The sequence below is a fragment of the Saccharopolyspora mangrovi genome (genome assembly GCF_035320975.1).
Lineage (GTDB): Bacteria > Actinomycetota > Actinomycetes > Mycobacteriales > Pseudonocardiaceae > Saccharopolyspora > Saccharopolyspora mangrovi.
The window spans coordinates 117,349-144,076 of sequence record NZ_JAWLNX010000003.1 but is presented as its reverse complement, the minus strand read 5'-3'; the positions used below and the strand labels follow the sequence as shown (position 1 = coordinate 144,076).

26 protein-coding genes are annotated in these 26,728 nt (G+C 70.6%); 3 read left to right on the top strand and 23 right to left on the bottom strand.

The window, feature by feature from the left end; all coding sequences use genetic code 11:
• Nucleotides 1-227 precede the first annotated feature (227 nt).
• Complete coding sequence (locus R4I43_RS05555; RefSeq protein ID WP_324264424.1) at nucleotides 228-737, top strand: M23 family metallopeptidase; 510 nt, start codon at nucleotides 228-230, stop codon at nucleotides 735-737.
• Here R4I43_RS05555 and whiG read toward each other — a convergent pair whose 3' ends face one another.
• The 23 genes from whiG to ftsY form a co-directional block, all read right to left on the bottom strand.
• Nucleotides 738-1,685, bottom strand: a complete 948-nt coding sequence (gene whiG / locus R4I43_RS05550; RefSeq protein WP_324264423.1) for an RNA polymerase sigma factor WhiG — start codon at nucleotides 1,683-1,685, stop codon at nucleotides 738-740.
• Nucleotides 1,660-2,634 carry a tyrosine recombinase XerC gene (locus tag R4I43_RS05545; protein ID WP_324264422.1) on the bottom strand — a complete coding sequence of 325 codons (975 nt, stop codon included), beginning with the start codon at nucleotides 2,632-2,634 and terminating at the stop codon, nucleotides 1,660-1,662. Before R4I43_RS05545 ends, whiG begins: the two co-directional genes overlap by 26 nt.
• Nucleotides 2,635-2,846: 212 nt before the next feature.
• Nucleotides 2,847-4,007 (bottom strand): DNA-processing protein DprA, encoded by a 1,161-nt coding sequence (gene dprA, locus R4I43_RS05540; RefSeq protein ID WP_324264421.1) that lies wholly within the window; start codon nucleotides 4,005-4,007, stop codon nucleotides 2,847-2,849.
• Entirely contained in the window at nucleotides 4,007-5,518 is a 1,512-nt protein-coding gene (locus R4I43_RS05535) for a YifB family Mg chelatase-like AAA ATPase (RefSeq protein WP_324264420.1), read from the bottom strand. The genes dprA and R4I43_RS05535 overlap by 1 nt, the downstream gene beginning before the upstream one ends.
• The gene (locus tag R4I43_RS05530; RefSeq protein ID WP_324264419.1) at nucleotides 5,519-5,920 is read right to left on the bottom strand and encodes a YraN family protein; all 402 of its coding nucleotides are present in this window, start codon (nucleotides 5,918-5,920) and stop codon (nucleotides 5,519-5,521) included. It abuts the gene before it with no gap.
• 298 nt (nucleotides 5,921-6,218) lie between these two features.
• Nucleotides 6,219-6,542 carry a DUF2469 domain-containing protein gene (locus tag R4I43_RS05525; RefSeq protein ID WP_324264418.1) on the bottom strand — a complete coding sequence of 108 codons (324 nt, stop codon included), beginning with the start codon at nucleotides 6,540-6,542 and terminating at the stop codon, nucleotides 6,219-6,221.
• Nucleotides 6,543-6,575: 33 nt separating this feature from the next.
• Nucleotides 6,576-7,328: a ribonuclease HII gene (locus R4I43_RS05520; protein WP_324264417.1), complete on the bottom strand. Its 753-nt coding sequence runs from the start codon at nucleotides 7,326-7,328 to the stop codon at nucleotides 6,576-6,578.
• Between the two features lie 7 nt (nucleotides 7,329-7,335).
• On the bottom strand, nucleotides 7,336-8,229 hold the full coding sequence (gene lepB / locus R4I43_RS05515) for a signal peptidase I (RefSeq protein WP_407691207.1): 894 nt from the start codon (nucleotides 8,227-8,229) through the stop codon (nucleotides 7,336-7,338).
• 240 nt (nucleotides 8,230-8,469) lie between these two features.
• Nucleotides 8,470-8,829 carry a 50S ribosomal protein L19 gene (gene rplS, locus R4I43_RS05510; protein ID WP_132627488.1) on the bottom strand — a complete coding sequence of 120 codons (360 nt, stop codon included), beginning with the start codon at nucleotides 8,827-8,829 and terminating at the stop codon, nucleotides 8,470-8,472.
• Between the two features lie 196 nt (nucleotides 8,830-9,025).
• Nucleotides 9,026-9,817, bottom strand: a complete 792-nt coding sequence (gene trmD / locus R4I43_RS05505) for a tRNA (guanosine(37)-N1)-methyltransferase TrmD (protein WP_324264415.1) — start codon at nucleotides 9,815-9,817, stop codon at nucleotides 9,026-9,028.
• 50 nt (nucleotides 9,818-9,867) lie between these two features.
• Nucleotides 9,868-10,431 (bottom strand): ribosome maturation factor RimM, encoded by a 564-nt coding sequence (gene rimM / locus R4I43_RS05500; protein WP_324264414.1) that lies wholly within the window; start codon nucleotides 10,429-10,431, stop codon nucleotides 9,868-9,870.
• A 5-nt stretch (nucleotides 10,432-10,436) separates the two neighbouring features.
• On the bottom strand, nucleotides 10,437-10,676 hold the full coding sequence (locus R4I43_RS05495; protein ID WP_093413382.1) for an RNA-binding protein: 240 nt from the start codon (nucleotides 10,674-10,676) through the stop codon (nucleotides 10,437-10,439).
• Nucleotides 10,673-11,149 (bottom strand): 30S ribosomal protein S16, encoded by a 477-nt coding sequence (rpsP, locus tag R4I43_RS05490; protein ID WP_324264413.1) that lies wholly within the window; start codon nucleotides 11,147-11,149, stop codon nucleotides 10,673-10,675. Before rpsP ends, R4I43_RS05495 begins: the two co-directional genes overlap by 4 nt.
• Before the next feature lie 360 nt (nucleotides 11,150-11,509).
• Nucleotides 11,510-12,325, bottom strand: a complete 816-nt coding sequence (locus R4I43_RS05485) for a CPBP family intramembrane glutamic endopeptidase (protein WP_324264412.1) — start codon at nucleotides 12,323-12,325, stop codon at nucleotides 11,510-11,512.
• 68 nt (nucleotides 12,326-12,393) lie between these two features.
• Nucleotides 12,394-13,152: a CPBP family intramembrane glutamic endopeptidase gene (locus R4I43_RS05480; protein WP_324264411.1), complete on the bottom strand. Its 759-nt coding sequence runs from the start codon at nucleotides 13,150-13,152 to the stop codon at nucleotides 12,394-12,396.
• A gap of 144 nt (nucleotides 13,153-13,296) precedes the next feature.
• On the bottom strand, nucleotides 13,297-14,367 hold the full coding sequence (locus R4I43_RS05475; protein WP_324264410.1) for a metal-dependent hydrolase family protein: 1,071 nt from the start codon (nucleotides 14,365-14,367) through the stop codon (nucleotides 13,297-13,299).
• Nucleotides 14,364-15,923, bottom strand: a complete 1,560-nt coding sequence (gene ffh, locus R4I43_RS05470) for a signal recognition particle protein (protein WP_324264409.1) — start codon at nucleotides 15,921-15,923, stop codon at nucleotides 14,364-14,366. Before ffh ends, R4I43_RS05475 begins: the two co-directional genes overlap by 4 nt.
• 153 nt (nucleotides 15,924-16,076) lie before the next feature.
• Complete coding sequence (locus R4I43_RS05465) at nucleotides 16,077-17,819, bottom strand: DEAD/DEAH box helicase (RefSeq protein ID WP_324264408.1); 1,743 nt, start codon at nucleotides 17,817-17,819, stop codon at nucleotides 16,077-16,079.
• A gap of 297 nt (nucleotides 17,820-18,116) precedes the next feature.
• Nucleotides 18,117-18,698 (bottom strand): AAA family ATPase, encoded by a 582-nt coding sequence (locus R4I43_RS05460; RefSeq protein ID WP_324264407.1) that lies wholly within the window; start codon nucleotides 18,696-18,698, stop codon nucleotides 18,117-18,119.
• A 414-nt stretch (nucleotides 18,699-19,112) separates the two neighbouring features.
• Nucleotides 19,113-19,451: a P-II family nitrogen regulator gene (locus R4I43_RS05455; protein WP_324264406.1), complete on the bottom strand. Its 339-nt coding sequence runs from the start codon at nucleotides 19,449-19,451 to the stop codon at nucleotides 19,113-19,115.
• Nucleotides 19,448-20,788, bottom strand: coding sequence for an ammonium transporter (locus R4I43_RS05450; RefSeq protein WP_324264405.1), 1,341 nt, complete (start codon nucleotides 20,786-20,788; stop codon nucleotides 19,448-19,450). The genes R4I43_RS05455 and R4I43_RS05450 overlap by 4 nt, the downstream gene beginning before the upstream one ends.
• Nucleotides 20,789-20,910: 122 nt before the next feature.
• Nucleotides 20,911-22,131, bottom strand: coding sequence for a CynX/NimT family MFS transporter (locus tag R4I43_RS05445; RefSeq protein WP_324264404.1), 1,221 nt, complete (start codon nucleotides 22,129-22,131; stop codon nucleotides 20,911-20,913).
• A gap of 370 nt (nucleotides 22,132-22,501) precedes the next feature.
• The gene (gene ftsY / locus R4I43_RS05440; protein ID WP_324264403.1) at nucleotides 22,502-23,896 is read right to left on the bottom strand and encodes a signal recognition particle-docking protein FtsY; all 1,395 of its coding nucleotides are present in this window, start codon (nucleotides 23,894-23,896) and stop codon (nucleotides 22,502-22,504) included.
• A gap of 126 nt (nucleotides 23,897-24,022) precedes the next feature.
• On the opposite strand from ftsY, the gene R4I43_RS05435 reads away from it, so the two are divergent.
• Nucleotides 24,023-25,204 (top strand): anhydro-N-acetylmuramic acid kinase, encoded by a 1,182-nt coding sequence (locus tag R4I43_RS05435; protein ID WP_324264402.1) that lies wholly within the window; start codon nucleotides 24,023-24,025, stop codon nucleotides 25,202-25,204.
• Nucleotides 25,205-25,212: 8 nt separating this feature from the next.
• Nucleotides 25,213-26,712: a sodium:solute symporter gene (locus R4I43_RS05430; protein WP_324264401.1), complete on the top strand. Its 1,500-nt coding sequence runs from the start codon at nucleotides 25,213-25,215 to the stop codon at nucleotides 26,710-26,712.
• The last annotated feature ends 16 nt before the right edge of the window (nucleotides 26,713-26,728 follow it).

The window sequence follows — 26,728 nt, the reverse complement described above, 5'->3', positions numbered from 1 at the left end:
GTGGCCTTCCGGCAGGAAGCCCGGAGCGATCCGGGACCACTTGCGCGGTGGCGTACGCGCGGGCACGCGTAGTCGGTTCGTGCGCACACGAAACCGCGTCAACAGTGTACTGGACGCGCAACCCACCACCCGATCGCGGACCAGGAGTTGTCCACAGCCGCCCGGTTCGTCCACAGATTCGCCGTCGGACCTGGTCACCGCAGCCGCGAGCGGGTCACGTTGGACGCATGCGAATCCTGATCTCGGTCCTGCTCGGCGCCGCCCTCGCCTGCTCCGCCGGACTGGCCGCCGCGGCAGGCCCACCACCTGCCCCCGCACCGCCGGTTTCGACCGGTTTCAGCTGGCCGTTGGAGCCGCCACCGGCGGTGGCGCGCCCCTTCGAGGCGCCCGGCTCCGCGTTCGGCCCCGGGCATCGCGGCGTGGACCTGGTCGGGCGGGCCGGGCAGCCGGTGCTGGCGGCGGCCGACGGCGTCGTGGTGCACGCCGGGTGGTTGGTGGACCGCGCCGTGATCTCCGTGGAGCACCCGGGCGGGCTGCGCACCAGCTACGAACCGCTCACCCCGGTCGTCGCGCGCGGCGACCGCGTCACCCGGGGCCAGGTGATCGGCCACCTGGAACCGGGACACCCCGACTGCCCGGCTCAGGCGTGCCTGCACTGGGGACTGCGCGAGGGCGAGCGGTACCGGAATCCGCTCGAACTGCTCGCGAGCTCCCGCGTGCGGCTGCTGCCCTGGTGATCAGGTCTGCTCGGTGAGCTTGGTGCGCAGCCGCAGGACGGCGCGGGTGTGCAGCTGGCAGACGCGGGACTCGGTGACGCCCAGGACCTTGCCGATCTCGGCCAGGGTCAGGTTCTCGAAGTAGTAGAGCGTCACCACGACCCGGTCCCGCTCGCTGAGCCGCTCCACGGCTTCGGCGAGCTGGCGCCGGCTGTCGCGGTCGACCAGGGCCGCCACCGGGTCCTCGGCGCGGTCGTCGGGCAGCGTCTCGGCCAGCGAGGCCTGCGCGTGACCGGCGCCGATCAGGTCGTCCAGCGCGACGACGCTGGTCATCTGCAGCTGGGCGAACAGCTCGCGCAGCTCCTCGATGGACAGTTCCAGCTCCTCGGCCAGCTCCGCGTCGGTCGCGGTGCGCTGCAGCTTGGCCTCGAGCCGCTCCAGCGCCCGCTCCACGTCGCGGGCCCGGCTGCGCACCGAGCGCGGCACCCAGTCCTGGGCGCGCAGGTCGTCGAGGATCGCACCGCGGATCCGCTGCATCGCGTAGGTCTCGAACTTCAGCCCGCGCTGGGGCTCGAACTTCTCGATCGCGTCGACCAGGCCGAATATCCCGGACTGGATCAGGTCGGAGATCTCCACGTGCGACGGCAGACCGGTACCCACCCGGCCCGCGACGTACTTGACCAGCGGCGCGTAGTGCAGCACCAGGCGGTCGCGCAGCTCTTGCGTGGGCCGTTCGCCGAACGCCTGCCACAGCGCGACGATGCCCGCCTCGACCTCGTCACCACTGCGCTGGCCGTTGGTGGCCCACGCCGACTCCACGGTGGCCAGCGACGGAGCACCGGGCAGCTTGGGCCGGTGGCCATTGGTCGCGCCGCCCTGGTCGTGGCACACCGGTGCCGAGTTCGATCTCGCGGCCACCGTGTTGGCGCCGCCCCCGGCGTGGTCAGGAACGGGGGTGGGTTCGGTCATGGATCGCCTTCAGCCGTTCAACGGTCACGTGGGTGTAAAGCTGGGTCGTTGCGAGCGTAGCGTGACCAAGCAACTCCTGAACGCTACGGAGGTCTGCGCCACCTTCCAACAAATGGGTCGCAGCCGAGTGCCGAAGTCCGTGCGGCCCGATTTCCGGCGCACCGCCGACCGCGCCGACGGCGTCGTGCACGGTCCGCCTCGCTGTCCTGGGATCGAGGCGTCCACCCCGGACTCCCAGGAACAACGCGGCGTTCGACGGGTCACGGAGAAGTTTAGGCCGTCCGTCCTGGAGCCATCGACCGAGTGCCGCATCGGCGGGTAGGCCGAACGGCACAACGCGCTCCCTGTCGCCTTTACCGATCACGCGCAGCACCCGCCGCTCGCGGTCCACATCGCCGACGTCCAATCCGCACAGCTCTGCGACGCGAACACCGGTGGCGTACAAGACCTCCACGACAGCGTGATCACGGAGAGCGACGGGATCGCCCTGCTCGGCACCCGACGCCGAAGCGCCCATCGCCTCGCCCGCCTGGTCTGCGCGCAGCACCGGCGGCAACCTGCGCGGTCGTGACGGCACGGCCAACCGGGGACCGGGATCGGCGGGCAGCAGACCGGCTTTGAACGCCCACGCGGTGAAAGCGCGCGCCGACGCCGTGCGCCGAGCCAGCGTCGAGCGGCTGACACCCGCGCTGTGCTGCGCGGACAACCACTCGCGGAGCACCGACAGGTCGAGCCCGCGCAGCCCGGCGTCGCCCGCGATCTCGGCTAACCTGGCCAGCAGCGAGACGACGTCGGTCACGTATCCGCGCACGGTGTGGGCGGACAGGCCCCGCTCGACGGCCAAGTGCCGCTCGAAGGTGTCCACAGCGGAGCCCAGATCTCCGGGCAGTCCGGCCCGGACCTCGCGGAGGTCGGGCCGGCTCGCTCGCGCTGGACGTCCACCGGTCATGCCCTCGACGCTCGTCGCAATCGATTCTCCGGTCAAGCATCGCCACGCGAATTCCACTGTTTCCGAAGTCACGTTGCGAAACTGTTCCATTACATGTTGTCACGGAATTCGCTGGGCACGACGAGGTCCCGCGGTGGAACGCGCAGATCGGAGTTGGTTTCGCCTTCCATTCACCGGAATCTCTTTCACCGAGCTTTCACCCGTCTTTCCCTTCACCTTTTCGTCGCAGTCCACCCGCTTTCCGTTCGCTTCGCGAAACCCTCGATCTCCAGCTCCGGCAGGACCGCGCGAACACGCCCCAGCGGCAGCCCGCAATCGCGGGCGATCTCCCCGTCGGACGCGGAGTCCATCCCCATCAGCGCGTCGTGCACCCGCCGCGCGTCCGGGTGCAGCCGGTCGGTGGCCCGCGAGCGGCCCTCGACCTCCTCGGCCGGCCGCACGCCCAGCGGGCTGAGCAGCTCGACGACCTCGTCGGCACGCGTGACCAGCACCGCCTGCCCGGAGCGCACCATCACGTGGCAGCCCACGGAGTTCTGCGCGGTCACCGGCCCCGGCACGGCCAGCACCGGGCGGCCCAGCAGGTCGGCGGTGTTGGCCGTGTTGGCGGCACCGCTGCGAGCACCCGCCTCCACCACCACGGTCGCCTGGCCCATCGCGGCGATCAACCGGTTGCGCACCAGGAAGCGGTGCTTGCGCGGCGGCGTTCCCGGCGGGTACTCGCTGATCACCGCGCCCTGGTCGGCGATCGCGCGCAGCAACCTGCTGTGCCCGGCCGGGTAGTCCAGGTCCGCGCCGCAGGCCAAGAACGCCACCGTGCGCCCGCCCGCCGACAGCGCTCCCCGGTGCGCCGCGCCGTCGATGCCGTAGGCCGCGCCCGAGACCACCGTGAAGCCCGCCCGGGACAAGCCGTGGCCGAACTCGGCCGCCACGTGCTCGCCGTACCCGGAGGCGGCGCGAGCGCCGACGATCGCCACCGTCCGCTCGGCGAGTTCGGCGAGCTCGCCCCGGCCGCGCACCCACAGTGCCAGCGGTTCGGCCACGTCCGGCAGCTCCACCTCGCGCGCCCCCACGAGCTCGGCGAACGCCTCGTGCGGCCAGCCCGGCCGTTCCGGGATCAGCAGCCGGAGCCCGGCCGCCTCCCCGGCGCGCAGCAGCTGCTCACCGGAGAGACCGGAGCGCCGCGCCTCCACCTCGGCCTGCACCTGCTCCGGCGCACGCTCGCGCAGGATCGCGTCCAGGGCGCCGCGCGCACCGCGCTCGGCCACGAAACGAGCCAGGGCCTGCGCGGGTGGCTCGGCCACGGCTGACAGGAAAGCCCTGGCCTGCAGCAGTTCCTGCCTGGTCTTCTCGCTCAGCGAAGCCCACCTGCTCATCAGGTCGCCCTCCTGTCCCGGAACTCCAGCGCGGCGGCGACGTGATCGGCCGACGGCCGGGGGCTGCCGTCGAGATCCGCCAGCGTCCAGGCCACGCGCAAACAGCGGTCGGCGCCGCGCGCGCTGATCGCGCCCGCCTCCAAACCGCGCTCCAGCAACGCCGTGGTCTCCTCCGGCAGCGCGAACTCCTTGCGCAGCACGGGACCCGGGACCTCGGTGTTGGTCTGCCAGCCGTGATCGGCCCAGCGCTCCCGCGCGACCTCCCTGGCCCGTTCGACGCGCTCGCGCACCACCGCCGTGCTCTCCGGCTCGCCACCGGCCCCGGTGCTCATCGCCGAGATCGGCCGGGTGCGCACCCGCAGGTCCACCCGGTCCAGCAGCGGCCCGGACAGCTTGCCCAGGTAGCGTCGCCGCGCCTGCGGAGCGCACTGGCAATCCAGCTCCCTGGCAGGTGCGCACGGGCACGGGTTCGTGGCCAGCACCAGCTGGAAGCGCGCCGGGTAGCGCAGCGTCCCGTCCCGCCTGGCCAACCGGATCTCACCTTCCTCCAGCGCCGTGCGCAGCGCCTCCAGCCGCTTCGGCCCCAGCTCGCAGGCCTCGTCGAGCAGGAGAACGCCGCGGTGCGCCCGGCTGACCGCCCCAGGCCTGGCCAGGCCGGTGCCGCCGCCGATCAGCGCCGGGATCGACAGCGACGGGTGCGGGGCGACGAAGGGCGGTCTGCGCACCAGGAATTCAGCCGCTTCATCCCCCAGCGACCGCAATGCCGTGACCTCCAGCGATTCCGGCCGGGTCAGCTCGGGCAGCAGCCCGCACAGCCGCTTGGCCAACATCGTCTTGCCCGTTCCCGGCGGGCCCACCATGAGCAGGTGGTGGCCACCGGCAGCGGCGACCTCCAGCGCCCAGCGGGCCTCCGGCTGGCCGAGCACGTCGGACAGGTCCGGCACCTCCTCCTGGGCGGGTTCGGTGCGCTGCGGGACGTCCTCGCGCAGCTCGGCGAGCTCGCGCAGCCAGGCGATCACCTCCCGCAGGTGCTCGGCGCCGAGGATCTCGACGCCCTCCACCAGGTGCGCTTCGGCCAACCCCTCAACCGGCACCACCGCCCGGCGCACGCCCGACCGGCGGGCCGCCAGCAGCGCGGGCAGCAGCCCGCGCACCCCGCGCAGCCGCCCGTCCAGGGCCAGCTCGCCGAGCAGCACGGTGCCCCGCAGCCGGTGCGGGGGCACCTGCTCGCTGGCGGCCAGCACCGCGCAGGCCAGCGCCAGGTCGTAGGACGTGCCGCCCTTGGGCAGCGCGGCCGGCGACAGCGCGAGCGTGATGACCCGATCCACCGGCCACTCCTCCCGGCAGTTCTGGATCGCCGCCGCGACCCGGTTCTTGGCCTCCTTCAACGCGTTGTCCGGCAGGCCGATGAGCTGCACCGAAGGCAGTCCGGAGCGCACGTCGGCCTCGATCTCCACCAGCACGCCGTCCACCCCGAACAGCGCGACCGCCCAGGTCTTGCGCAGCGCCATTCAGAACACCCCCTCGAGGTGCTCGACGCGCGCCTTCTCGCCCGGTGGCCACAGCACCGAGACCACGTCGAAGCGCACCCGGCAGCCGACCAGGGCGCGCTCGGCCAGCCAGGCCCTGGCCACCCCGCGGATGCGGGCGACCTTGTCCGGGCCAACGGCGCCGAGCGGCCCGCCGTAGTCCACCCCGGACCTGGCTTTGACCTCGCAGAACACCACCACTTCCCCATCGGTGGCGACGACGTCGAGCTCACCTCGCGGGCAGCGCCAGTTGCGGTCCAGGACCGTCAGCCCGCCGCTCTCCAGCAGCTCGGCTGCCATCCGCTCGGCGACCCTGCCCAGCTCGTGCCTGCGCCCGCCCACCAGGTGATCCGACAGCGGCGCGGTGATCTTGTCGGTGCGCACGAGAACCTCCCCGGATTCGAATCGACGGCTCCCGATCCGGTGGGCGAAAAGGATTCGGCACCAACGCTTCCGGATTCGGGATGGACCCCACGTTGCCCATCCCGAATCGAAATGCCAAGCAGATTTTCAGATCTGTGGAGGAAAAAGTCCCCTGTGGACAATCACCACTCACACCTACGTGTAGCGGATTTCGCGTATCCGGGTATTCATCAATTCGCCCCGGTCGCTCCGCGCGCATGAAAATGCCCGGGCGGTCGATTTCGACCGCCCGGGCATCACATGTCGTGACCGGGTTCCGCTAAGACCCGAAGGGCCCGTTCTCCGGGAGCCGGAAGTCCGGCTTCTCCAGCTCTTCGACGTTGACGTCCTTGAATGTGATCACCCGAACGTTCTTGACGAACCGCGCCGGGCGATACATGTCCCAGACCCAGGCGTCGGACATCGACACCTCGAAGTAGACCTCCGAGTCGGAGTTGCGCACCTGCACGTCGACCACGTTGGCCAGGTAGAAGCGCCGTTCGGTCTCCACGACGTAGGTGAACTGACCGACGATGTCGCGATACTCCTTGTAGAGCTGCAGCTCCATCTCGGTCTCGTACTTTTCGAGATCCTCGGCGCTCATCGCTGTGCGAGCCCTTCTGCGTTTCCGTTCGGACTACAACGCCTCATTGTCCACCACATCCTCCTTCGAGGCATCGAACAAACCGGGCTTGCTGGTCACAGCGCGCGGCGAGCGCATCCCGTGCTTCGTGGCGGCGGCCACCACGTTCGCGTAGGACCAGCGGTGCTGGACGCTGGGACCGTGCTCGCTCAGCCGCGCCGAGTGCAGCGGCGTGCTGTAGCCCTTGTGCACGTCGAAGGCGTACGCCGGGAACCGCTCGTGCAGCTCACCGGCCATCAGCCGGTCCCGGGTGACCTTGGCCAGCACCGACGCCGCCGCCACGCAGGCGGCCACCAGGTCGCCCTTGACGACCGCGACGCTCGGCGTCGCCAGGCCCTGCACCTTGAACCCGTCGGTGAGCACGTAGCCGGGATGCTCGGTCAGCTGGGCCACCGAGCGGCGCATGCCCTCCAGGTTGGCCACGTGAATGCCCAGCGCATCGACGTCCTCGGCCGGGATGACCACGGTCGAGCAGCTCAGCGCGCGGGCGATGATGCGCTCGTGGAGCCGTTCCCGGTCGGCCTCGCTGAGGACCTTCGAGTCGGTCAGGCCGTCGAACCGCTTCGCGTCCCCCGGCTTGAGCACGCACGCGGCGACCACCAGCGGGCCCGCGCACGCACCGCGCCCGGCCTCGTCGACACCGGCGACCGGGCCCAGCCCCCGGCGGTCCAGGGCGCTCTGCAGCGCCCAGTTGCCGCTGCTGCGCCGGATCACCGACCGGGGTGGCCGGAAGTCCGTCACCGTCACGTCGTGGTCACTCCGACTGCCGTCGTTTGCTCACTGCACCGACGAGCCTACGACCCATCCAGACGGTGGGGAACGCCACGGCGAAACCCACGCCCAGCGGCAGACCGCCCTGCCAGGCCGGCGCGCCCAGCGCCGTCGACTGCGGGTTGGGCTCCGGGATGCTCTGCCAGCGGGTCGGCGGCAGCACGATGACCTGCGCCTTGCCGATCACGTTGTCCACCGGGACGGCGCCGCTGATGCCGCCGCCGCCCTGCACGCGGGAGTCCGCCGAGTCGTTGCGGTTGTCGCCCATCACCCACAGGTGCCCGGCGGGCACGGTGACCGGCGCGAACTCGTCCTGACCGACGCCGCGGCCCGGCTCCCAGTACACGTAGGGCTCGTTGAGCGGCTTGCCGTCGACCAGCACCCGGTTCTGCGCGTCGCAGCACTCGACGGTCTGGCCGCCGACGGCGATGACCCGCTTGACGAAGTCCTTCTCGTCCGGGGCGCCGAAGCCCAGCAGCGACGCCGCGCCCTGGAAGAAGCCGGCGACCGGGTTGGTGGTCTCCTGGCTGGTGAACTCGTTCTGCACCCACGGCTGCGGGCCGCGGAAGACCACGACGTCACCGGGCTCGGGCTCGGCGAAGCGGTAGGAGACCTTGTCCACCAGCACCCGGTCGTTGTTGCAACCGGTGCAGCCGTGCAGGGTCTGCTCCATCGACTGCGACGGGATCACGTACACCCGGGCCAGGAACGCCTGGATGAGCACGGTGAGCACCAGTGCGGTGACGATCAGGATGGGCAGTTCCACCCAGAAGGAAGACTTCTTCTTCCCCTTCTGCTTCGGGTGTTGAGCCGCTTCGCCGGGAGCACCCTCCCGGTGCTCCGAGTCGTGGGGCTCTTCCGCTGATCCGCTGCGCATGACGTCGGCCACCCGGCCAGGCTACTCGAACCGCGTGCGGGGTCGTCGCGCTGCCCCGGCGCGGCGGGGCCGGGAACCCGCCCGGTCGCGACCCGATGACGTGCCCTTTTCCGGAACATCCCGTTCCATCGATGCCTCCCTCGCGCGCTGGGCCTGCATTGATCACCCGAAGGTGGAAAGCCGGAGGGCCCGGGTGCGCATCGCGCCCGGGCCCTCGGGTACTGCTCCGTCTCGCGTCGATCAGGACGCCGAAGCGGTCTCCCGCTTCTCCTTGATCTTCGCCGCCTTGCCGCGCCGGTCGCGCAGGTAGTACAGCTTCGCCCGCCGGACATCGCCGCGCGAGACGACCTCGATCTGCGCGATGTTCGGGGTGTGCACCGGGAAAGTCCGCTCCACACCGACACCGAAGGAAACCTTGCGCACGGTGAAGGTCTCCCGGATGCCATCGCCCTGGCGGCGGATGACTGCGCCCTGGAAGACCTGAGTCCGCTCGCGCGAACCCTCGATGACGCGGACGTGAACCTTCAGCGTGTCACCGGGCCGGAAGGCCGGGATGTCGGAACGCAGCGACTGGGCGTCCAACGCGTCCAGGGTGTTCATCGGTGGTCCGTCCTCATCCGTGTCGAAGGCACCCGTGTTCTCACATGTCGATGACCCGACCTGGAAGGTGGGCACCGCCCGACACGGGGTGAACTTGCTCTTTGCGCATGTCGAACCAGGTGGCTCGACTGCATCAACCTGTCCAGTGTGCCAGATCCGCATTTCGGCGCCTGATCCGGCCCCTGCAACGAGGAGCTCAGCGCGACGCGTCTCCGGTCTCACTGGAACCGTCGGAAGCATCCGACGCGCGTAGTTTATCGAGCTGTTTCCGGTCGGCCTTATCCAGGTCCCCCTCCGGCAACGCCGCGAGCAGTTCCGGCCGCCGGTGGTAGGTGCGCTCCAGCGCCTGATCCCGCCGCCAGCGGGCGATCGCGGCGTGGTTGCCGGAGCGCAGCACGTCCGGCACCGGCCGGTCGCGCCACACCTCGGGACGCGTGTAGCAGGGACCTTCCAGCAAGCCGTCGGAGAACGAGTCCTGCTCGGCCGACAGCGGGTTGCCCAGCACGCCGGGCAGCAGCCGGACCACGGCCTCGATCATCGTCAGCGCGGCGACCTCACCGCCGACCAGCACGTAGTCGCCGATGGAGACCTCTTCGACCGACATCCGCGTGGCGGCGTCGTCGATGACCCGCTGGTCGATGCCCTCGTAGCGGCCGCAGGCGAACACCAGCCACGGGTCCTGGGACCAGCGCACGGCGGTCTTCTGCTCGAACGGGCGGCCCGCCGGCGTCGGCACCACCAGCCGGGGCGTCGCGTCCTGAACCCCGCAGACCTCGTCGAGGGCCTCGCCCCAGACGTCGGGCTTCATCACCATGCCGGGACCACCGCCGTAGGGGCTGTCGTCCACCGCGCGGTGCACGTCGTGGGTCCAGTCGCGCAGGTCGTGCACGCCGACCGAGATCCGCTCGCGCTCGATGGCCTTGCCCAGCAGCGCTTCCCGCAGCGGGTTCAGGTAGTCGGGGAAGATCGTGATGACGTCGATGCGCATGGTGGCCTCGCCTGGGAAGCGCCCCGTCGAGCCGGGGCGGGTGAGTCTCTTCAGTCCAGCAGGCCTTCGGGCGGGTCGAGAACGATGCGCCCTGCTTCCAGGTCCACCTCGGGAACGATGGCGGAGACGAAGGGCACCAGGGCCTCGCGCTCGCCCTCATCGGCTTCCGGGTCCTCGATGGCGACCGCGAGGAGCTCTCCCGCCGGCGAGTGCAGCACGTCGCGCACCACGCCCACCTCCGCACCGGAGACCAGGGCCGCGCGCAGCCCGATCAGCTCGGTGTCGTGGAACTCGTCGGGGTCCTCGGGCGACTCGGCCTCGTCGGCGGAGACCGTGAGCAGCGCGCCGCGCAGCTCCTCAGCGGCGTCGCGGCCGTCCACGCCCTCAGCGCGCACCAACAGCCGCCCGGCGTGGTGCCGGGCGGCTGTCACGGTGAGGCTCTGCGCGCTGGTCTTCCTGCCTTGACCGGATCGGCGCTTCAGTCCGAGCACCGAACCGGGAACGAACCGCAGCTCCGGGCTGTCGGTGAGCACCTCGACGACGAGCTCGCCCCGCACGCCATGCGGCCGCACCACGCGCCCCACTGCGAGGGCCTCCGGCTGAAGTTCGTTCATGCTGGTCAGCGGTCGGTGTCGACCACGTCGACCCGGATTCCGCGACCACCGATGCCGGTCATCACGGTGCGCAGCGCGGTGGCGGTGCGACCGCCACGGCCGATGACCTTGCCCAGGTCGTCCGGGTTGACGTGCACCTCGAGGGTGCGACCACGCCGAGTCGTCAGCAGCTGGACGCGGACATCGTCGGGGTTGTCGACGATGCCGCGCACCAGGTGTTCAAGCGCGTCCGAGAGGACCGTCACGCCTGACCGTCCTCGGACTTCTGCTCGTCGGCCTTGACCTCGGCCTTCTCGTCGGCCTTGTCCTCAGCCTTGGCCTCGGACTTCTTACCACCCTTCTTCTTCGGGGTGGTGGCCTCGACGGTCGGCTCCTCGCCTGCGGCGGCCAGGGCCTCCTCGAACAGCTCCTGCTTGGTCTTCTTCGACTCGGCGACCTTGAGGGTGCCCTCGGCGCCCGGCAGGCCCTTGTGCTTCTGCCAGTCGCCGGTGATCTCCAGGATGTTGCGCACCGGTTCGGTCGGCTGCGCGCCGACACCCAGCCAGTACTGCGCCCGCTCCGAGTCGACGATGATGCCGCTCGGGTTCTCCTTCGGGTGGTACTGACCGATCGTCTCGATGACCCGGCCGTTGCGACGGGTGCGGGCGTCCGCGATGACGATGCGGTAGTGCGGCTCCCGGATCTTGCCGATCCGCGCGAGCTTGATCTTCACAGCCACGGGTGCTGGTGCTCCTCAGACTCTCATTGATGCTCCGGTGAGCGATGCGCAAACCGCGTGGGGCAGCGATTCGCAAAGCTCGTAGGTCAAATCGCCAGTGAGAGGTGAGAGGGACCCCTCGCAGCGAACAGCAACCTATTCTGCCAGACACCCTTCTTCGATGACGACGGGGGCAGCCTGCTCAGCGGTGCCGGTAGGAGAACCTCAGACGCCCTCTGGCTCCGGGCGCCACTCCTGATGTATGCCAATACACGGCGTCGCGGCGTCCTCACCAGAGAACGTCTGAGAACCTCCGGCGGTGCGAGTTGCTCAGGTGGGGTACAGAGAAAGCGGCTCCGCCGCTTGCCTGGCGGTCGGGTCTCAGGTGGGCATCAGCCCCAGCGAGACGAGCAGCAGCCCGAGGGCGGGCAGGAAGTTGTTGACCTGGTGGGCGATCACGCTGGCCGTGAGGCGGCCGGTGACCATCCTGGCCAGACCGATCGGGATGGTGATCACCAGCAGCAGCCAGGTGCGGGCCGGTTCCAGGTGGCCGATCGCGAACACCGCCGTGCTCAGCACGAACACGTTGAGCTGGCTCCAGCCCAGCCGCTCCATCGCGCCCCACAGCAGGCCGCGGTAGAGCAGCTCCTCGCACAGCGGTGCGACCAGCCAGATGTGCAGGAACACCAGCACCGCCACCACCGGCGGCAACCGGACGCCGTCGAGGACGCTGCTCACCGTGGACGTCTGGCCGGGATCGGCCCAGTGCGTCCACAGCGTGGTCGCGATCGTCGTGGTGACCAGCCCGACGCCGCCGATGGCCAGCCCGGTCCGGACGTCCGACCAGCGCCACTGCAGCCCGAAGTCCAGCATCGGGCCGTTGCCGCGCACGACCGTGATGAGCACCGCCAGCCCACCGGCCAGCAGGGTGGGCAGCACCAGCATCAGCACGATCGACCAGACGCCCGGCGTGCCGAACGCGGCCGCCAGCACCACCGAGGTCAGCACGAACACGGCTTCGGCCAGGAAGAACGCCCCGAGCCCCCAGCGGTGCGTGCGGACCGGCGGATCGGCGACCCAGGTCCGGCCGGAGGGTGCTGGTTCGCCGGCGACTTCCGGTCCTTGTGTTGAGTGCACGAGCGCCTCCGTGATGCCGAACAGCGGGTCGACGACCCGCGTGACGATGTCGGCTGACACCGGCGGAAGCCGTCAGGCTATACCGGACCCCGGCCGCGTCACGATCAATACGCCGTCGAGCGGGGTGTTCATCTGGCCACAGCGAACAGCAGCAGGGCGGGCACGAAGTTGTTCGTGGCGTGGGCGACCATGCTCGCCGAAACGCGTCCGGTGATCATCCGGGCCATGCCGATGGCCAGCCCGCCGATGAACAGCACCGGCGTGCGCCACGCCTCCTGGTGTATCAACGCGAAGATCACCGAGGTGAGGATGAGGATGACCACGCGCGGGATCCGGTAGTGCTCCATCGCTCCCCACAGGGCGCCGCGCATCAGCAGCTCCTCGGTCAGCGGGGCGCCCAGGAACGCGAACAGGGCGAACAGGAACAGCCAGACGGTCCGGTCGCCCTGCATCAGCCTGGCCAGGTCCGATTCCGGTGGCGGGCCGGTGAGCGCGATGATCACCAGCGTCGCCATCCAGGACCCGAACAGCGCGCAGAGCCCGCACACCAGCCCGATCTTGAAGTCCCGGCGCCGGGGCAGGATGCCGAAGTCGGCGCGCAGGCCGTGCCCGCGCCACCACGAGAAGACCGCTGGGACCAGGCCGAGCAGGATGTTCGGCGCGAAGGCGAGCAGCAGCAGCGGACCGGTGTTCGGCGGCTGCGACGGGTCGAACCCGCCGTCCGGTGCGGGCCGCACGGCGCCGAGGACGACCACGGCCAGGTAGTAGCCGCCATATCCGAGGAAGAACGCCGCGAAACCCCAGGCCAGCGAGCCGCGCCTGGCGGCCTCCAGCTTGTCCTCCCAGAACGCGGGGCGGGGGTCGGCAACGCCGTCCACCCTACGCATCGGCTGAAGGTAAGGATCCCGCTTCTCCCCCACAAGACGCTCCCCTCGACCCTTCAACCCTAAGGGGTCGCACATCGGGACGCCGTTTTCACCGGGCCAGCGGTGGAAATGATTGCGGGGACCGTTTTCAGCGTGTTCGAAGAGCTAGAAGACCTTGCCGCCTAGCAGAATTCGGCTCGGGCTCCGGAGGACGTCCAGGTCCTTGCGGGGATCGGCGTCGTAGCACACCAGGTCGGCCAGGGCGCCGTGCTCGACGCCCGACCAGCGCAGCCACTCGCGCGCGCCCCAGGAGGCGGCGCTGAGGGCCTGCTCAGTGGACATGCCGACCCGGTGCAGCGCGGCGACCTCGTCGGCCAGCACGCCGTGCGGGATGCCGCCCCCGGCGTCGGTGCCCGCGTAGACCGGGATGCCCGCCTCGATGGCCTTGGCGACGGTGCGGTCGGCCCGCTCGTAGAGGTCGGTCATGTGCGTGGCGTAGTCCGGGTACTTCGTCGCGGCGGCGGCGAAGCCCGGGAAGTTCTCCACGTTGACCAGGGTCGGCACCAGGGCGGTGCCGCGGGCGGCCATCAGTTCGACCGTCTCGTCGGTCAGGCCGGTGCCGTGCTCGATGCAGTCGATGCCCGCGTTGATCAGGCCCGGCAGCGCGTCCTCGCCGAACACGTGGGCGGTGACGCGGGCGCCGAGCCGGTGCGCGGTGTCGATGGCCTCGGCCAGCACCTCGTCGCTCCACAGCGGGGCCAGGTCGCCGACCGAGCGGTCGATCCAGTCACCGACGAGCTTGATCCAGCCGTCGCCGTAGGCGGCCTGCTCGGCGACCGCGGCCGGCAGGTGCTGCTCGTCGTCGAGGTCGTCGGACAGCTTCGGGATGTAGCGCTTGGGCCGGGCCAGGTGCTTGCCCGCGCGGATGATGCGCGGCAGGTCGTCGCGCTGCTGCAGCGGCCGGGTGTCGATCGGCGCGCCGCAGTCGCGGATCAGCAGGGTGCCCGCGTCGCGGTCGATCTCGGCCTGGGCGGCGGCCTCGTCGAGCTCGACCGGCCCCTGGGTGCCGATGCCGACGTGGCAGTGCGCGTCGACCAGTCCGGGCAGCACGTACCCGCCGTCGAAGACGGTTTCCGCGCCGGCGACCGGTTCCAGCGAGATCCGGCCGTCGGCGATCCACAGGTCCCGCTGCGCGCCGTCGGGCAGCACCGTGGCGCGCAGGTGCAGCGCCGTCACTTGTCCTTCTTGCCGAAGTTCAGCTTCGACGGGTCGAAGCCGGGCGGGAGCTGGTTCGCGGTCGGGTCCAGTTTGGACAGATCGGGGCCCGCGCCGCCCATGCCGGGCATGCCGCCCGGGGGCAGACCGGGGAGGCCGCCGGGCATGCCCTTCATGCCCTTCGGCGGGGTCGGGCCGCCCTTGCCCTTCTTCCCCTTCTTGCCCTTCTTGCCCTTGCGGTTCTTGGAACCGCCGCCTCCGCCGCCGAAGCCGCCGAACTGGCCGGCCATCCGCTGCATCATCTTGCGGGCTTCGAAGAACCGGTTGACCAGGTCGTTGATGTCGCCGACGGTCACGCCCGAACCGCGCGCGATGCGCTGGCGGCGGGACGCGTTGATGATCTTCGGGTCGGCGCGCTCGGCCGGGGTCATGCCGCGGATGATCGCCTGGATGCGGTCGAGCTGCTTCTCGTCGAAGTTGGCCAGCTGGTCCTTCATCTGGCCCGCGCCCGGCAGCATGCCCAGCAGGTTCTGCAGCGGGCCCATCCGCCGCACCGCCTGCATCTGCTCCAGGAAGTCCTCCAGGGTCAGCTGGCCGGTGCCCAGCTTCTCCGCGGCCTTCTCGGCCTGCTCCTGGTCGAAGGCCTGCTCGGCCTGCTCGATCAGGGTGAGCATGTCGCCCATGCCCAGGATCCGGTTGGCCATCCGGTCCGGGTGGAAGACGTCGAAGTCCTCCAGCTTCTCGCCGCTGGAGGCGAACATGATCGGCTGGCCGGTGACCTCGCGGACCGACAGCGCGGCACCACCGCGGGCGTCACCGTCGAGCTTGGTCAGCACCACGCCGGAGAAGCCCACGCCGTCGCGGAAGGCCTCGGCGGTGGTCACCGCGTCCTGACCGATCATCGCGTCCAGGACGAACAGGATCTCGTCGGGCGAGACCGCGTCCCGGATGTCGGCGGCCTGCTTCATCATCTCCTCGTCGACGCCCAGCCGGCCGGCGGTGTCGACGAGGACGACGTCGTGCTGCGCGCGCTTGGCCTCTTCGATGCTGTCCCGGGAGACCTGCACCGGGTCGCCGACGCCGTTGCCCGGTTCGGGCGCGAACACCGGGACCCCGGCGCGCTCACCGACGACCTGCAGCTGGTTGACCGCGTTCGGGCGCTGCAGGTCGCAGGCCACCAGCATCGGCGTGTGGCCCTGACCGGACAGCCACTTGGCGAGCTTGCCCGCCAGCGTCGTCTTACCGGCACCCTGCAGACCCGCGAGCATGATCACCGTCGGCGGGTTCTTCGCCAGCTCCAGGCGGCGGGTCTCGCCGCCGAGGATGGTGACGAGCTCCTCGTTGACGATCTTGACGACCTGCTGCGCCGGGTTCAGCGCCTGCGAGACCTCGGCGCCCTTGGCCCGCTCCTTGACACCCTTGATGAACCCGCGCACGACGGGAAGCGCCACGTCCGCTTCGAGCAGGGCGATGCGGATCTCCCGCGCGGTGGCGTCGATGTCGGCTTCGGACAGCCGCCCCTTGCCGCGCAGGTTCGTCAGGACCGAGGTGAGCCGGTCGGAGAGAGTGTCGAACACGGGTTCACGGGCTCCAGAGTCGATGGATGTACCTGGGTACCTATGCGAGGGTAACCGGCCCGCGCCGACGCTCGGCGCGGACCGGCCACCGCTAAAGGTTCCCGATCAATTCAGAAGCGCGGGCTCATTCGCCGAACGAGCCCGGTTCGGCGCTCACGCGCCGGTGTGGCGCAGGTCCCGCTTGGGGCCCGTGCGGTGCTGCTGCGGGGAGCGCTGGCCGCCGCCCTGGCCCTTGCGGTGCGGGCGCGGCTTGCTGTCGCGGTCCCGGTTCCCGGCGGGGCGGCGCGGGCGACGGCTGATGATCTCGCCGTCGGCGCGGGTGATCTTCAGACCGCGACCGGCGACCTGGGTGGTGCGCAGCTTGCTCAGCAGCTCCTCGGGCAGGTCCGCGGGCAGCTCGATGAGCGTGTGCTCGTTGCGGATGTCGATGTGCCCGATGTACTTGCTGGGTACGCCGCCCTCGTTGGCCAGCGCACCGACCAGCGCCCGCGGGGTGACCCGGTTCCGGCGGCCGACCTCGACCCGGTAGGTCTCGGTGTCGGCGTTGTTGCTGTGGAACGCGGGGCCGTCCCGGCGCACCGGCTCCGGCTCGGGCTCCAGCAGCAGCGGGCGGTCGCCCTGGGCCATGGCGGCCAGCGCGGCGGCGATCTCCGAGGCGGGCACGTCGTGGGTCCGCTCGTACTCCGCGACGAGCTCCTGGAAGACCTCCAGGCCGCCCTTGGCCAGCGTGTCGGTGATGCTCTGCGCGAACTTGGCCAGCCGGCGGTCGTTGACCGCGTCGATGGTCGGCAGCTCCATCTGCTGGATCTGCTGGCGGGTGGCCCGCTCGATGGCGCGCAGCAGGTGGCGCTCGCGCGGGGAGACGAACAGGATCGCCTCACCGCTGCGCCCGGCACGACCGGTGCGGCCCACGCGGTGCACGTAGGACTCGGTGTCGTGCGGGATGTCGTAGTTGAGCACGTGCGAGATGCGCTCGACGTCGAGACCGCGGGCGGCCACGTCGGTGGCCACCAGGATGTCGACCTTGCCGTCGCGCAGGTGGCCGATGGTGCGCTCGCGCTGGGCCTGGGCGATGTCGCCGTTGATGGCCGCGGCGCTGAAACCGCGCGCCTGCAGCTTCTCCGCGAGCTCCTCGGTGAGCTGCTTGGTGCGCACGAACACGATCATCGCGTCGAAGGTCTCGACCTCGAGGATGCGGGTCAGCGCGTCCAGCTTGTTGGACGGGCGCACCGGCACGTGCCGCTGGTTGATGTTGGTGGCCGTGGAGGTCTTGGTCTTGACCGAGATCTCCGCCGGGTCGTTGAGGTAGTTCTGCGTGATCTTGCGGATGCCCTGCGGCATGGTCGCCGAGAACAGCGCGACCTGGCGCTGGGAGGGCACCGACTGCAGGATCTTCTCGACGTCCTCGATGAAGCCCATGCGCAGCATCTCGTCGGCCTCGTCGAGCACCAGGTTCTTCAGCCCGGTCAGGTCCAGCGACCCCTTCTCGAGGTGGTCGATGAGCCGTCCGGGGGTGCCCACGACGACGTGCGCGCCGCGGCGCAGGCCCGCCAGCTGGGGGCCGTAGCCGGTGCCGCCGTAGATGGGCAGCACGTGGAAGCCGGGCAGGTGCGAGGCGTAGCGCTGGAAGGCCTCGGAGACCTGGATCGCCAGCTCGCGGGTCGGGGCCAGCACCAGGGCCTGCGGCTTGGTGCTGGTCAGGTCCATGTTGGACAGAATGGGCAGCGCGAACGCGGCGGTCTTGCCGGTACCGGTCTGCGCCAGGCCCAGCACGTCGCGGCCTTCCAGCAGCAGCGGGATCGTCTGCTCCTGGATCGGCGACGGGGCCTCGTACCCGATCTCGGTCAGCGTCTTCTGGACGCGCTCGTCGAGTTCGAGTTCAGCGAAAGTAGGCATGCGGAACGCGGGTCTCCCTAGGTGGGTCGGCGGGGGCTGATCGCGGAAAAAGGTCCGGCGCCACCCCGCGCGTGCTGACGGGGTTGTGCGTCCACTCGGTGGCGTGCGGCGAACCTGCTTGGACTCCGCTTGCGCTTGTCGAACCGCGCGCTCCACCCGACGCACACCCTGTTGCCAGTGACCCGCAGCTCGAAAAATCTCAGCCTGGCGCAACGACATCTGGCCGCAGCACCGGATGACCAGGGTAGCCATCGCGATCAGTTGATGTCGGCCCGCCCCCGCCCAACGGGACGCAGGTCACGTCTCGACGTCCAGCCGCACGCCACCGGCCACCTGAGAGCGGGTGAACAGGTGCACCCGGCGCCAGCCGGTCAGCGTCTCCCCGGCGAGCAGTCGGCGGTGCATCCGCTCGGCGCGCTGCACGTGCCTGCGGAAGGAGCCGGACCGGATCAGCCTGCCCCGGGCGCGCTGGCCGTCCAGCGCCGAACCGGCGTCGGCGTGCAGCCACAGCAGCACCGTGCGCCGCCCGGTCAGCCGGGCGAAGACCAGCAGCATCAGCCGCGTGCTCGCCCGGGTCGCCGGTTCGTGCGCGACCACCGGGCCCGGCCCGACCAGGCACGCCCAGGCGATCCGGGTGCGGTGCAGCAGGTGCACCAGCGGCCGGTAGTAGCGGTACGGAACGCCCGGCAGGAGCTCGCGCAGGCGAGCGCGCACCTGCTCGGAGTCGAGCCGGACGACGTCGGAGCTCGCGCGCATCTTGGCCAGCACCGTGCTCTTGCCGGCACCGGGGACGCCGGCGAGCACGACCAGCGTGCGACGGCCCACCCGCACCGAAGGCGTCGGGCCGGCTGCGACCGGAGATGCGTCCGAAATGTCCACGACCGCTCCAGATTACGCCCGCGAGGATCATGGAAGGACGAGATCGTGATCACGAACGAATAGAGGGCGGCCCGCTCCCCCCGAGCGGGCCGCCCGTGAACTCCCGGTGCGTTACGGGGTACCGCACCCGGTCAACGCGTGGGAGGCATGTCCCCCTGCCTCCCACGCTCCCCCTGCGATCGCGGAGCCCCCGCGAAGCCCGCCCGACCCCCAGTACGGGCGCGATCCCCGGGTCCTCCCTGATCACCGCGTCGCACCTAGAAGTGTGCCCGGACCAGCGCCGATGCGAGACCGTGAAGATGCCCGAGTGGGCCTGCGTAGTTGTACGCATCTCTCCCCTGGGGAACCTGCCGACCAACGACGAAGGCGCCTCCCGACGCGCGGTCGGGAGGCGCCCTCCAGGACTGCTCCGGATCAGATCGCGGCCACCCCGGTCTCGCCGGTGCGGACCCGCACGACGCTCTCCACGGCGGTGACCCAGACCTTCCCGTCACCCACCTTGCCGGTGCGGGCGGCGCTGACGATGCCCTCCACCACCTTGTCGACGTCGGTCTCGTCGACGAGGACCTCGACCCGGGACTTCTCGATGAAGTCCACCGAGTACTCGGTGCCCCGGTAGACCTCGGTGTGGCCCTTCTGCCGGCCGTAGCCCTGCACGTCGCTCACGGTCATGCCCAGCACGCCGAGCTTGCCGAGCTCCTCCTTGAGATCGTCCACCTTCTGCGGCTGAACGATCGCGGTCACCAACTTCATGCGCGGCTGCCCTCCAGCTTGCGGTCTTCGACGTCGCCGGCCGAAGCCGAGGCGCGGCGGGCGGATCGGTCGTCACCGAAGTGGTACGCGGTCTCCGCGTGCTCGTTCTCGTCGATGCCCGCGGCCTCGTCCTCCTCGCTCAACCGGAAGCCGATGGTCGCCTTCACGATCAGGGCCAGGACCAGGCTGAGCACGAAGGAGTAAATCAGCACCGCGAAGGCTCCGACAGCCTGACGCCACAACTGATCCACACCGCCGCCGTAGAACAGACCGGCAACGCCCGCCGGGGCCTCCGCCGAGGCGAACAGGCCCACCAGCAGGGTGCCCATCAGACCGCCGACCAGGTGCACGCCGACGACGTCGAGCGAGTCGTCGTAGCCGAACTTGAACTTCAGGCTCACCGCCAGGGCGCAGACCGCACCGGTGATCGCACCGACCGCGATGGCGCCCAGCGGCGTCACCGAGGAGCAGGCCGGGGTGATCGCGACCAGACCGGCCACGATGCCCGACGCGGCGCCGAGGGTGGTGGCGTGGCCGTCGCGGATGCGCTCGACCAGCAGCCATCCCAGCATCGCCGCGCTGGTGGCGACCAGCGTGTTGACCAGGGTGAACGCCGCGGTGTTGTCGGCGGCCAGGGCCGAACCGGAGTTGAAGCCGAACCAGCCGAACCACAGCAGACCGGCGCCGAGCACCACGAACGGCAGGTTGTGCGGCTTGCCGACGCCCTTGGGCCAGTTCTTGCGCTTGCCCAGCACCAGCACCAGGGCCAGCGCGGCGGCACCGGCGTTGATGTGGACCGCGGTGCCACCGGCGAAGTCGATCGCGGCCAGGCGGTTGGCGATCCAGCCGCCGACGGCGGTCACGTTGCCCGCGTCGTCGGTGTCGTCGAAGTCGAAGACCCAGTGCGCGACCGGGAAGTACACCACGACCGCCCACAGCGCGGCGAACAGCAGCCACGGGCCGAACCGCGCGCGGTCGGCGATGGCGCCGGAGATCAGCGCGACCGTCAGGATCGCGAACATCGCCTGGAAACCGACGAAGGCCAGCGACGGGATCGTGCCGGACAGGGAGTCCTCACCGAGCAGTCCCGACAGGCCGAAGTTCTCGAAGGGGTTCGCGAGCAGGCCGAGCCCACCGAGGTCGGTGGAGAAGGCCATCGAGTAGCCGAACAGCACCCACAGCACGCCGACCACGCCGATCGAGCCGAGGCTCATCATCAGCATGTTCAGCACGCCCCGGGACCGGACCATGCCGCCGTAGAAGAACGCCAGGCCTGGAGTCATCAGCAGGACCAGAGCGGCGCTCACGAGCACCCATGCGGTGTCGCCTGAATTCACATTGCCTCCCCGTGCGGACCGAGTTGGGCCGCATCTTGGGAAATGCCTGTTTCAGGCGCACCGTTCTGCTGTTACGGAGGCATGAAATGAGCGCCGTCCGCGGTTACGCGGACGTGTCCACGTCAATTCCGCGTTACGCGGCCGATCACCGACGGGACCTGAACCGGTCGGCCGACGGAGAGCCCGCACGCCAACCAGCCCGCTGAGCAGGCCAGAATCAGCGCCAGCGGCAACGTCCACGCGCCGGTGAGGTCGTGCAGCAGGCCGATGAGCAACGGCCCCACCGCAGCGATGAGATATCCCCCACCTTGTGCCATACCGGACAAGGCGGTCGTGGTGTCGCTGTCCGGCGAGCGCAGCCCCAGCAGGGTCAGCGCCAGACCGAACGCGGCGCCCTGCGCCAGACCCAGCACGGTCACCGCCGGCCACAGCAGGACGGTCGGGCCCAGCAGGATCCCCGCGAAGCCGGACATGAGCATCAGCGACAAGACGATGATGATCGGCCGCTGGTCGCGCAGTCGCCTGCACAGCACCGGGATCGACATCGACCCGGCGGCCTGGATCGCCGCCTGCACGCCCAGCGCCAGACCGGCCAGCTCCGGGCTCATCCCGCGGCTCTGCAGCATCGTGGGCAGCCAGCCGAACACCACGTAGGCCAGCGAGGACTGCAGCCCCATGAAGAAGGTGACCTGCCAGGCCAGCGGGCTGCGCCAGAGGATCCCCGGGCTCACCGGCTGCGGCGCGGCGACCGCGCTGCCGCGCACCGCCACCAGGCTGATCACCAGGGCGACCAGCACCGGCACGGCCAGCAGCCCCAGCGGCGCCCGCCACTCCGAGCCCAACGCGTGCCCGAGCGGCACCACGGCGGCGGCGGCGATCGCACCGCCCAGCGTCAGGCACATCGTGTAGACGGCGGTGACCACCGGAACGGTGTGCGGGAAGTCGCGCTTGATCAGCCCGGGAACCGCGACGTTGGCGACCGCGATGCCCGCGCCGACCACGACCGTGCCCGCCAGCAGCGTCGGGATGTCGCCGAAGGCGCGCAGCGAGTTGCCGATCAGCAGCACCACCAGGCAGCCCAGCAGCACCCGCTCGTCACCGAAGCGCTGCCGCAGCTTCGGCGCGATGAACGCGAACGCGCCCAGGCACACCACCGGCAGGGTGGTCAGCACGCCGCTGAACGTGCCGGAGACCCCCAGGTCCCGCTGGATGCGGGCCAGCAGCGGCGCCACCGCGGTGAACGGCGGCCGCAGCGCCAGGGCCACCAGCACGACCACGATCACGGTCACGATGGCGGTGACCCGCTGGGTCCGCGGCGTTCCCCCCTGGACTCCGGTGCCCACGCAACGTTCCTTCCCGAAAGAGCAGATGGACTGCGACGAGGTCCGCACGGCGGAGTCGCGAGCTCAACTCAACTACATGGAACGCCCGTACCACAAACTCTCGCGCAGTGAACCTCTGCACACCCCACCCGGAAATACCCCGAACCCCCAAACCCCCTCCACCGGCCGCAGCGCGCCCACACCCCCGCTTCCCGATTCGAATTTCGCGCGAAATTCGACCGCCGCGCGTGCGATTCGAATTTCGCGCGAAATTCGAATCGGCGAGCCCGGGCGAGGTGACCCGGTCGCGTGAGCGGCCCGGGCATGCGGAAGCCCCCGGCGAGGGCTCTCGGCCGGGGGCTTCCCGCGCGGGTTCGGGCTCGGGGGCGGGTCAGTTCAGCAGGGCGTCGACGAAGGCGCCCGGCTCGAACGGCGCCAGGTCATCGGGGCCCTCACCGAGGCCGACGAGCTTGACCGGGACGCCGAGCTCGCGCTGCACCTGGAAGACGATGCCGCCCTTGGCGGTGCCGTCGAGCTTGGTCAGCACGATGCCGGTGACGTCGACGACCTCGGAGAACACCCGGGCCTGCATGAGCCCGTTCTGGCCGGTGGTGGCGTCGAGCACCAGCAGGACCTCGTCGACCTGCGCCTTCTTCTCCACGACGCGCTTGACCTTGCCGAGCTCGTCCATCAGGCCGGTCTTGGTGTGCAGGCGGCCCGCGGTGTCGACCAGCACCGCGTCCACGGCGCTGTCACTGCCCCGGCTGACCGCCTCGAAGGCGACGCTGGCCGGGTCGGCGCCCTCGTTGCCGCGCACCACCTCGGCGCCGACGCGCTCGCCCCAGGTCGCCAGCTGCTCGACGGCGGCGGCGCGGAAGGTGTCGGCGGCGCCCAGCAGGACGTTGCGGCCGTCGGCGACGAGCACCCGGGCGAGCTTGCCGGTGGTGGTGGTCTTGCCGGTGCCGTTGACGCCCACGACCAGCAGCACGGCGGGCTTGCCGCCGTCGGCGGGGTCGCCGTGCGGCAGGGCGCGCACCGAGCGCTCCATGTCCTTGCCCAGCGCGTCGATGAGCACCTCGCGCAGGACGGTGCGGGCCTCCTCCGGGCTGCGGACGGCGCGCGAGGCGATCTCGGAGCGCAGCCGCTCGGTGATCTCGGTGGTGGTGGCCGCGCCCAGGTCGGCCATCAGCAGGGTGTCCTCGATCTCCTCCCAGGAGTCCTCGTCGAGGTCGCCCGCGCCGAGCAGGCCGAGCAGGCTCTGCCCGAAGGTGGTGCGGGAGCGGGAGAGCCGTCCGCGCAGCCGCTCGAGCCGACCGGAGGTGGGCTCGATCTCCTCGCGCTCGACCGCGGGCGCCTCCGGCTCCGGCGCTTCCGGTTCCGGCGGGGCGGCGGGCTGCTCGGGGACCTCCGGCTCGGCGACGGGCTCGGCCGGTGCGGTGTCGTCGGGGAGCTCGACGTCGACGATGCCGCGCCGCTCGGTGTCGCGCGGGACCGCCGCGTCGTCGCCGACGCCCGGCTGCCCCTCCACCTCGGTGCGCTCTTCGACCGGGTGCTCGGGCGCTGCGGGTTCCGCCGTCTCCGGTTCGGCGGTGGCGGCGCCGCTGGCGAAGCTGATGCCGCCACCGGCCTGGTAACCGCCGCCCTTGACCTCGGTGCGGCTTTCGGCTTCGTCCTTCTCGCGCAGGCTGATCCGGCGCCGGCGGTTGAGCACCACACCGGCGACCACGGCGAGGGCCAGCACCACCGCGACAACGACGACGATCAGGATCAGGTTTGAGGTGGTCACCCGCACATCCTCCCACCTGCTCCGACAGCCCCGGCCAGGCACCTGCCGGGCCGTCGTGTGAGCAATTCACCAACAATGGCCGCGAAGTGCTTGCTTTTTCATGCCCGTGTGCAATACACCACAGGTATGCGCTGGTGGCGAGTGGTGGGGCTGCTCTCGGGGACGTCCCTGGACGGCATCGACGTGGCAGCGGCCGAACTCCGCCTCGACGGCGAGACGGTCGAACTCCGCCCGCTCGGCTGCGCCACCTCCGACTACCCCGCCGACCTGCGCGAACAGCTCCGGTCCGCGCTTCCGCCCGGTCCCCTCGACGCCGCAGGCCTCTGCCGCTTGGACACCCTCGTTGGCCAGGCCTTCGCCGACGCCGCCCGGCTCGGCGTGGACCTGGCCGGTGGCGAAGCCGACTTCGTCGCCTCGCTCGGCCAGACGATCTACCACTGGGTCGAAGGCGGCCGCGCCCGCGGCACCCTCCAGGTCGGGCAACCCGCCTGGATCGCCGAGGCCACCGGGATCCCGGTGATCTCCGACCTCCGCACCCGCGACGTCGCCGCCGCCGGCCACGGCGCTCCCCTCGCCGGAGTCCTCGACTCCCTCTGGCTCGAGGACGACGGTCCGAAACCCCAGGTGGCGTTGAACATCGGCGGGATCGCCAACATCACCGTCGTCGGCGGCGAGCACCCCCTCGCCTACGACACGGGACCCGGCAACGCCCTCATCGACCTCGCCGCGCAGCAGCGGACCGGGACGCCCCAGGACACCGACGGGGCGCTGGCCGCCTCCGGCTCGGTGCGCGAGGACCTGCTGAACATCCTGCTGGCCGACGCCTACTACCGGTCGCCCGCGCCGAAGTCGACCGGCAAGGAGCACTTCAACTCCGCCCACCTCGCCCGCGCGCTGGACGAGCTCGGCGACGAGGTCGACGACGGTGACCTGCTGGCGACCCTGACCGAGCTGACCGCGCGCACCATCGCCGACGCCTGCCGGGCCGAAGGCGCGGAACGCGTCGTCGCCGCAGGCGGCGGGGTGCGCAACCCCGTGCTGCTGGCGGCACTTCGCCGACATCTGGACGTCCCGGTGCTGGTCAGCGACGATCTCGGGATGCCCGCCGACAGCAAGGAAGCCCTGCTGACCGCGCTGCTCGGCTTCCTCACCTGGCACGGGCTCCCCGGCAACACACCCGGCACCACCGGAGCGGCCGGTCCCCGGATCCTCGGCAGCATCACCCCCGGCGCCACCGGCCTGCGGCTGCCCGAACCCGCCACCACCCAGCCCCGGCGGCTGATCATGCGATCAGCCGCGACGAACTAGGAGGCCAGATGCGATCGCTCGACCTCGTCGTGATCGGGTTGTACCTGATCACGATGCCGGCCCTGGGATTGCTGCTCAGCGGCAAGCAGAAGAGTTCGCAGGACTACTTCGTCGGAGGACGGCGGCTGCCCTGGTGGGCGGTGTGCTTCTCGGTGGTGGCCACCGAGACCTCCACGCTGACCGTGATCAGCGTGCCCACGGTCGCCTACCTCGGCAGCTTCACCTACCTGCAGCTGGCGATCGGCTACCTGATCGGCCGCATCGTGGTCTCGTTCGTGCTGCTGCCCCGCTACTTCGCCGGGAACCTGGTCAGCGCCTACGCGTTCCTCGGCGAGCGCTTCGGCACCGGCCTGCAGGGCACCGCGTCGGTGACGTTCCTGATCACCCGCCTGCTGGCCGACGGGCTGCGGCTGTTCGCCACCGCGATCCCGGTCAAGGTGATGCTGGCGGCGTTCGACGTGCACCTGTCGTACTGGCAGATCATCGCCCTGCTGTCGATCCTGACCGTCATCTACACCTACTTCGGCGGCATCCGGGCCGTGGTGTGGGTCGACGCGATCCAGATGGTGGTCTACATCGGTGGCGCGATCGTGGCCGGGATCATCCTGTTCGGCAAGCTGCCCGGTGACTGGTTCTCCACCGCCATGTCCGAGGGCAAGTTCCAGCTGTTCGACTTCTCCTCGTCGATCATCACCGACCAGTACGCGTTCTTCACCGCCGTGATCGGTGGCGCGGTGTTCGCGATGGCCTCGCACGGCGCCGACCAGCTGATGGTGCAGCGGCTTCTGGCCTGCAAGGACCTCGAGGACGGGCGGCGGGCGCTGATCGCCAGCGGTGTCGTGGTGGCCCTGCAGTTCGCGCTGTTCCTGTTCATCGGCACCATGCTGTGGTCGTTCTACAAGGGAGCGACCCCCGACGCGATGGGCATGGCCAGCTCCGACGAGCTGTTCCCGCAGTTCATCGTCAACGACCTGCCGCCGGGCGTCTCGGGGCTGTTCATCGCGGGCATCCTCGCCGCGGCGATGAGCACGCTGGCCTCCTCGCTGAACTCGCTGTCGACCTCGACGGTCAGCGACCTCTACCAGCGGCTGTCGAAGAAGCAGCTCAGCGATGCCACCGTCCTGAAGATGGGCAAGGTGTGGACGCTGGTCTGGGCGGTGGTGTTCGTGGTGTTCGCGTCGATGTTCACCAGCACCGAGGACCCGGTGGTCGAGGTCGGGTTGAGCATCGCCAGCTACACCTACGGCGCCCTGCTGGGGGCGTTCCTGCTGGGACTCATGGTCAAGCGGGCTCGGCAGGCCGACGCGATCATCGCCTTCGTCGCGACCATCGCGGTGGTGCTGTACTTCGCCATCGGCGTCAGCTTCCCCGACGGCGAAGGCGGCGAGACGTCGCTGGCCTTCCCCTGGTACACGCCGCTGGGCGTGATCGTCACCCTCGTGGTCGGCGGCCTGCTGTCGCTGCGCCACAGCCGTGATTCCGAAGAACCCGAACACCAAACCGTTTGACCCGCACAACCCGGGC

Excerpts from the sequence above, each read along its gene's own strand:
- R4I43_RS05430 (WP_324264401.1), top strand. The coding sequence starts at position 25,213 with ATGCGATCGCTCGACCTCGTCGTGATCGGGTTGTACCTGATCACGATG.
- R4I43_RS05525 (WP_324264418.1), bottom strand. The coding sequence starts at position 6,542 with ATGAGCGCCGAGGATCTCGAAAAGTACGAGACCGAGATGGAGCTGCAG.
- R4I43_RS05435 (WP_324264402.1), top strand. The coding sequence starts at position 24,023 with ATGCGCTGGTGGCGAGTGGTGGGGCTGCTCTCGGGGACGTCCCTGGAC.
- rplS (WP_132627488.1), bottom strand. The coding sequence starts at position 8,829 with ATGAACACCCTGGACGCGTTGGACGCCCAGTCGCTGCGTTCCGACATC.
- dprA (WP_324264421.1), bottom strand. The coding sequence starts at position 4,007 with ATGAGCAGGTGGGCTTCGCTGAGCGAGAAGACCAGGCAGGAACTGCTG.
- R4I43_RS05535 (WP_324264420.1), bottom strand. The coding sequence starts at position 5,518 with ATGGCGCTGCGCAAGACCTGGGCGGTCGCGCTGTTCGGGGTGGACGGC.
- R4I43_RS05455 (WP_324264406.1), bottom strand. The coding sequence starts at position 19,451 with ATGAAGTTGGTGACCGCGATCGTTCAGCCGCAGAAGGTGGACGATCTC.
- rimM (WP_324264414.1), bottom strand. The coding sequence starts at position 10,431 with ATGAACGAACTTCAGCCGGAGGCCCTCGCAGTGGGGCGCGTGGTGCGG.
- R4I43_RS05545 (WP_324264422.1), bottom strand. The coding sequence starts at position 2,634 with ATGACCGGTGGACGTCCAGCGCGAGCGAGCCGGCCCGACCTCCGCGAG.
- lepB (WP_407691207.1), bottom strand. The coding sequence starts at position 8,229 with ATGCGCAGCGGATCAGCGGAAGAGCCCCACGACTCGGAGCACCGGGAG.
- R4I43_RS05480 (WP_324264411.1), bottom strand. The coding sequence starts at position 13,152 with ATGCGTAGGGTGGACGGCGTTGCCGACCCCCGCCCCGCGTTCTGGGAG.
- R4I43_RS05465 (WP_324264408.1), bottom strand. The coding sequence starts at position 17,819 with ATGCCTACTTTCGCTGAACTCGAACTCGACGAGCGCGTCCAGAAGACG.
- trmD (WP_324264415.1), bottom strand. The coding sequence starts at position 9,817 with ATGCGCATCGACGTCATCACGATCTTCCCCGACTACCTGAACCCGCTG.
- R4I43_RS05555 (WP_324264424.1), top strand. The coding sequence starts at position 228 with ATGCGAATCCTGATCTCGGTCCTGCTCGGCGCCGCCCTCGCCTGCTCC.
- whiG (WP_324264423.1), bottom strand. The coding sequence starts at position 1,685 with ATGACCGAACCCACCCCCGTTCCTGACCACGCCGGGGGCGGCGCCAAC.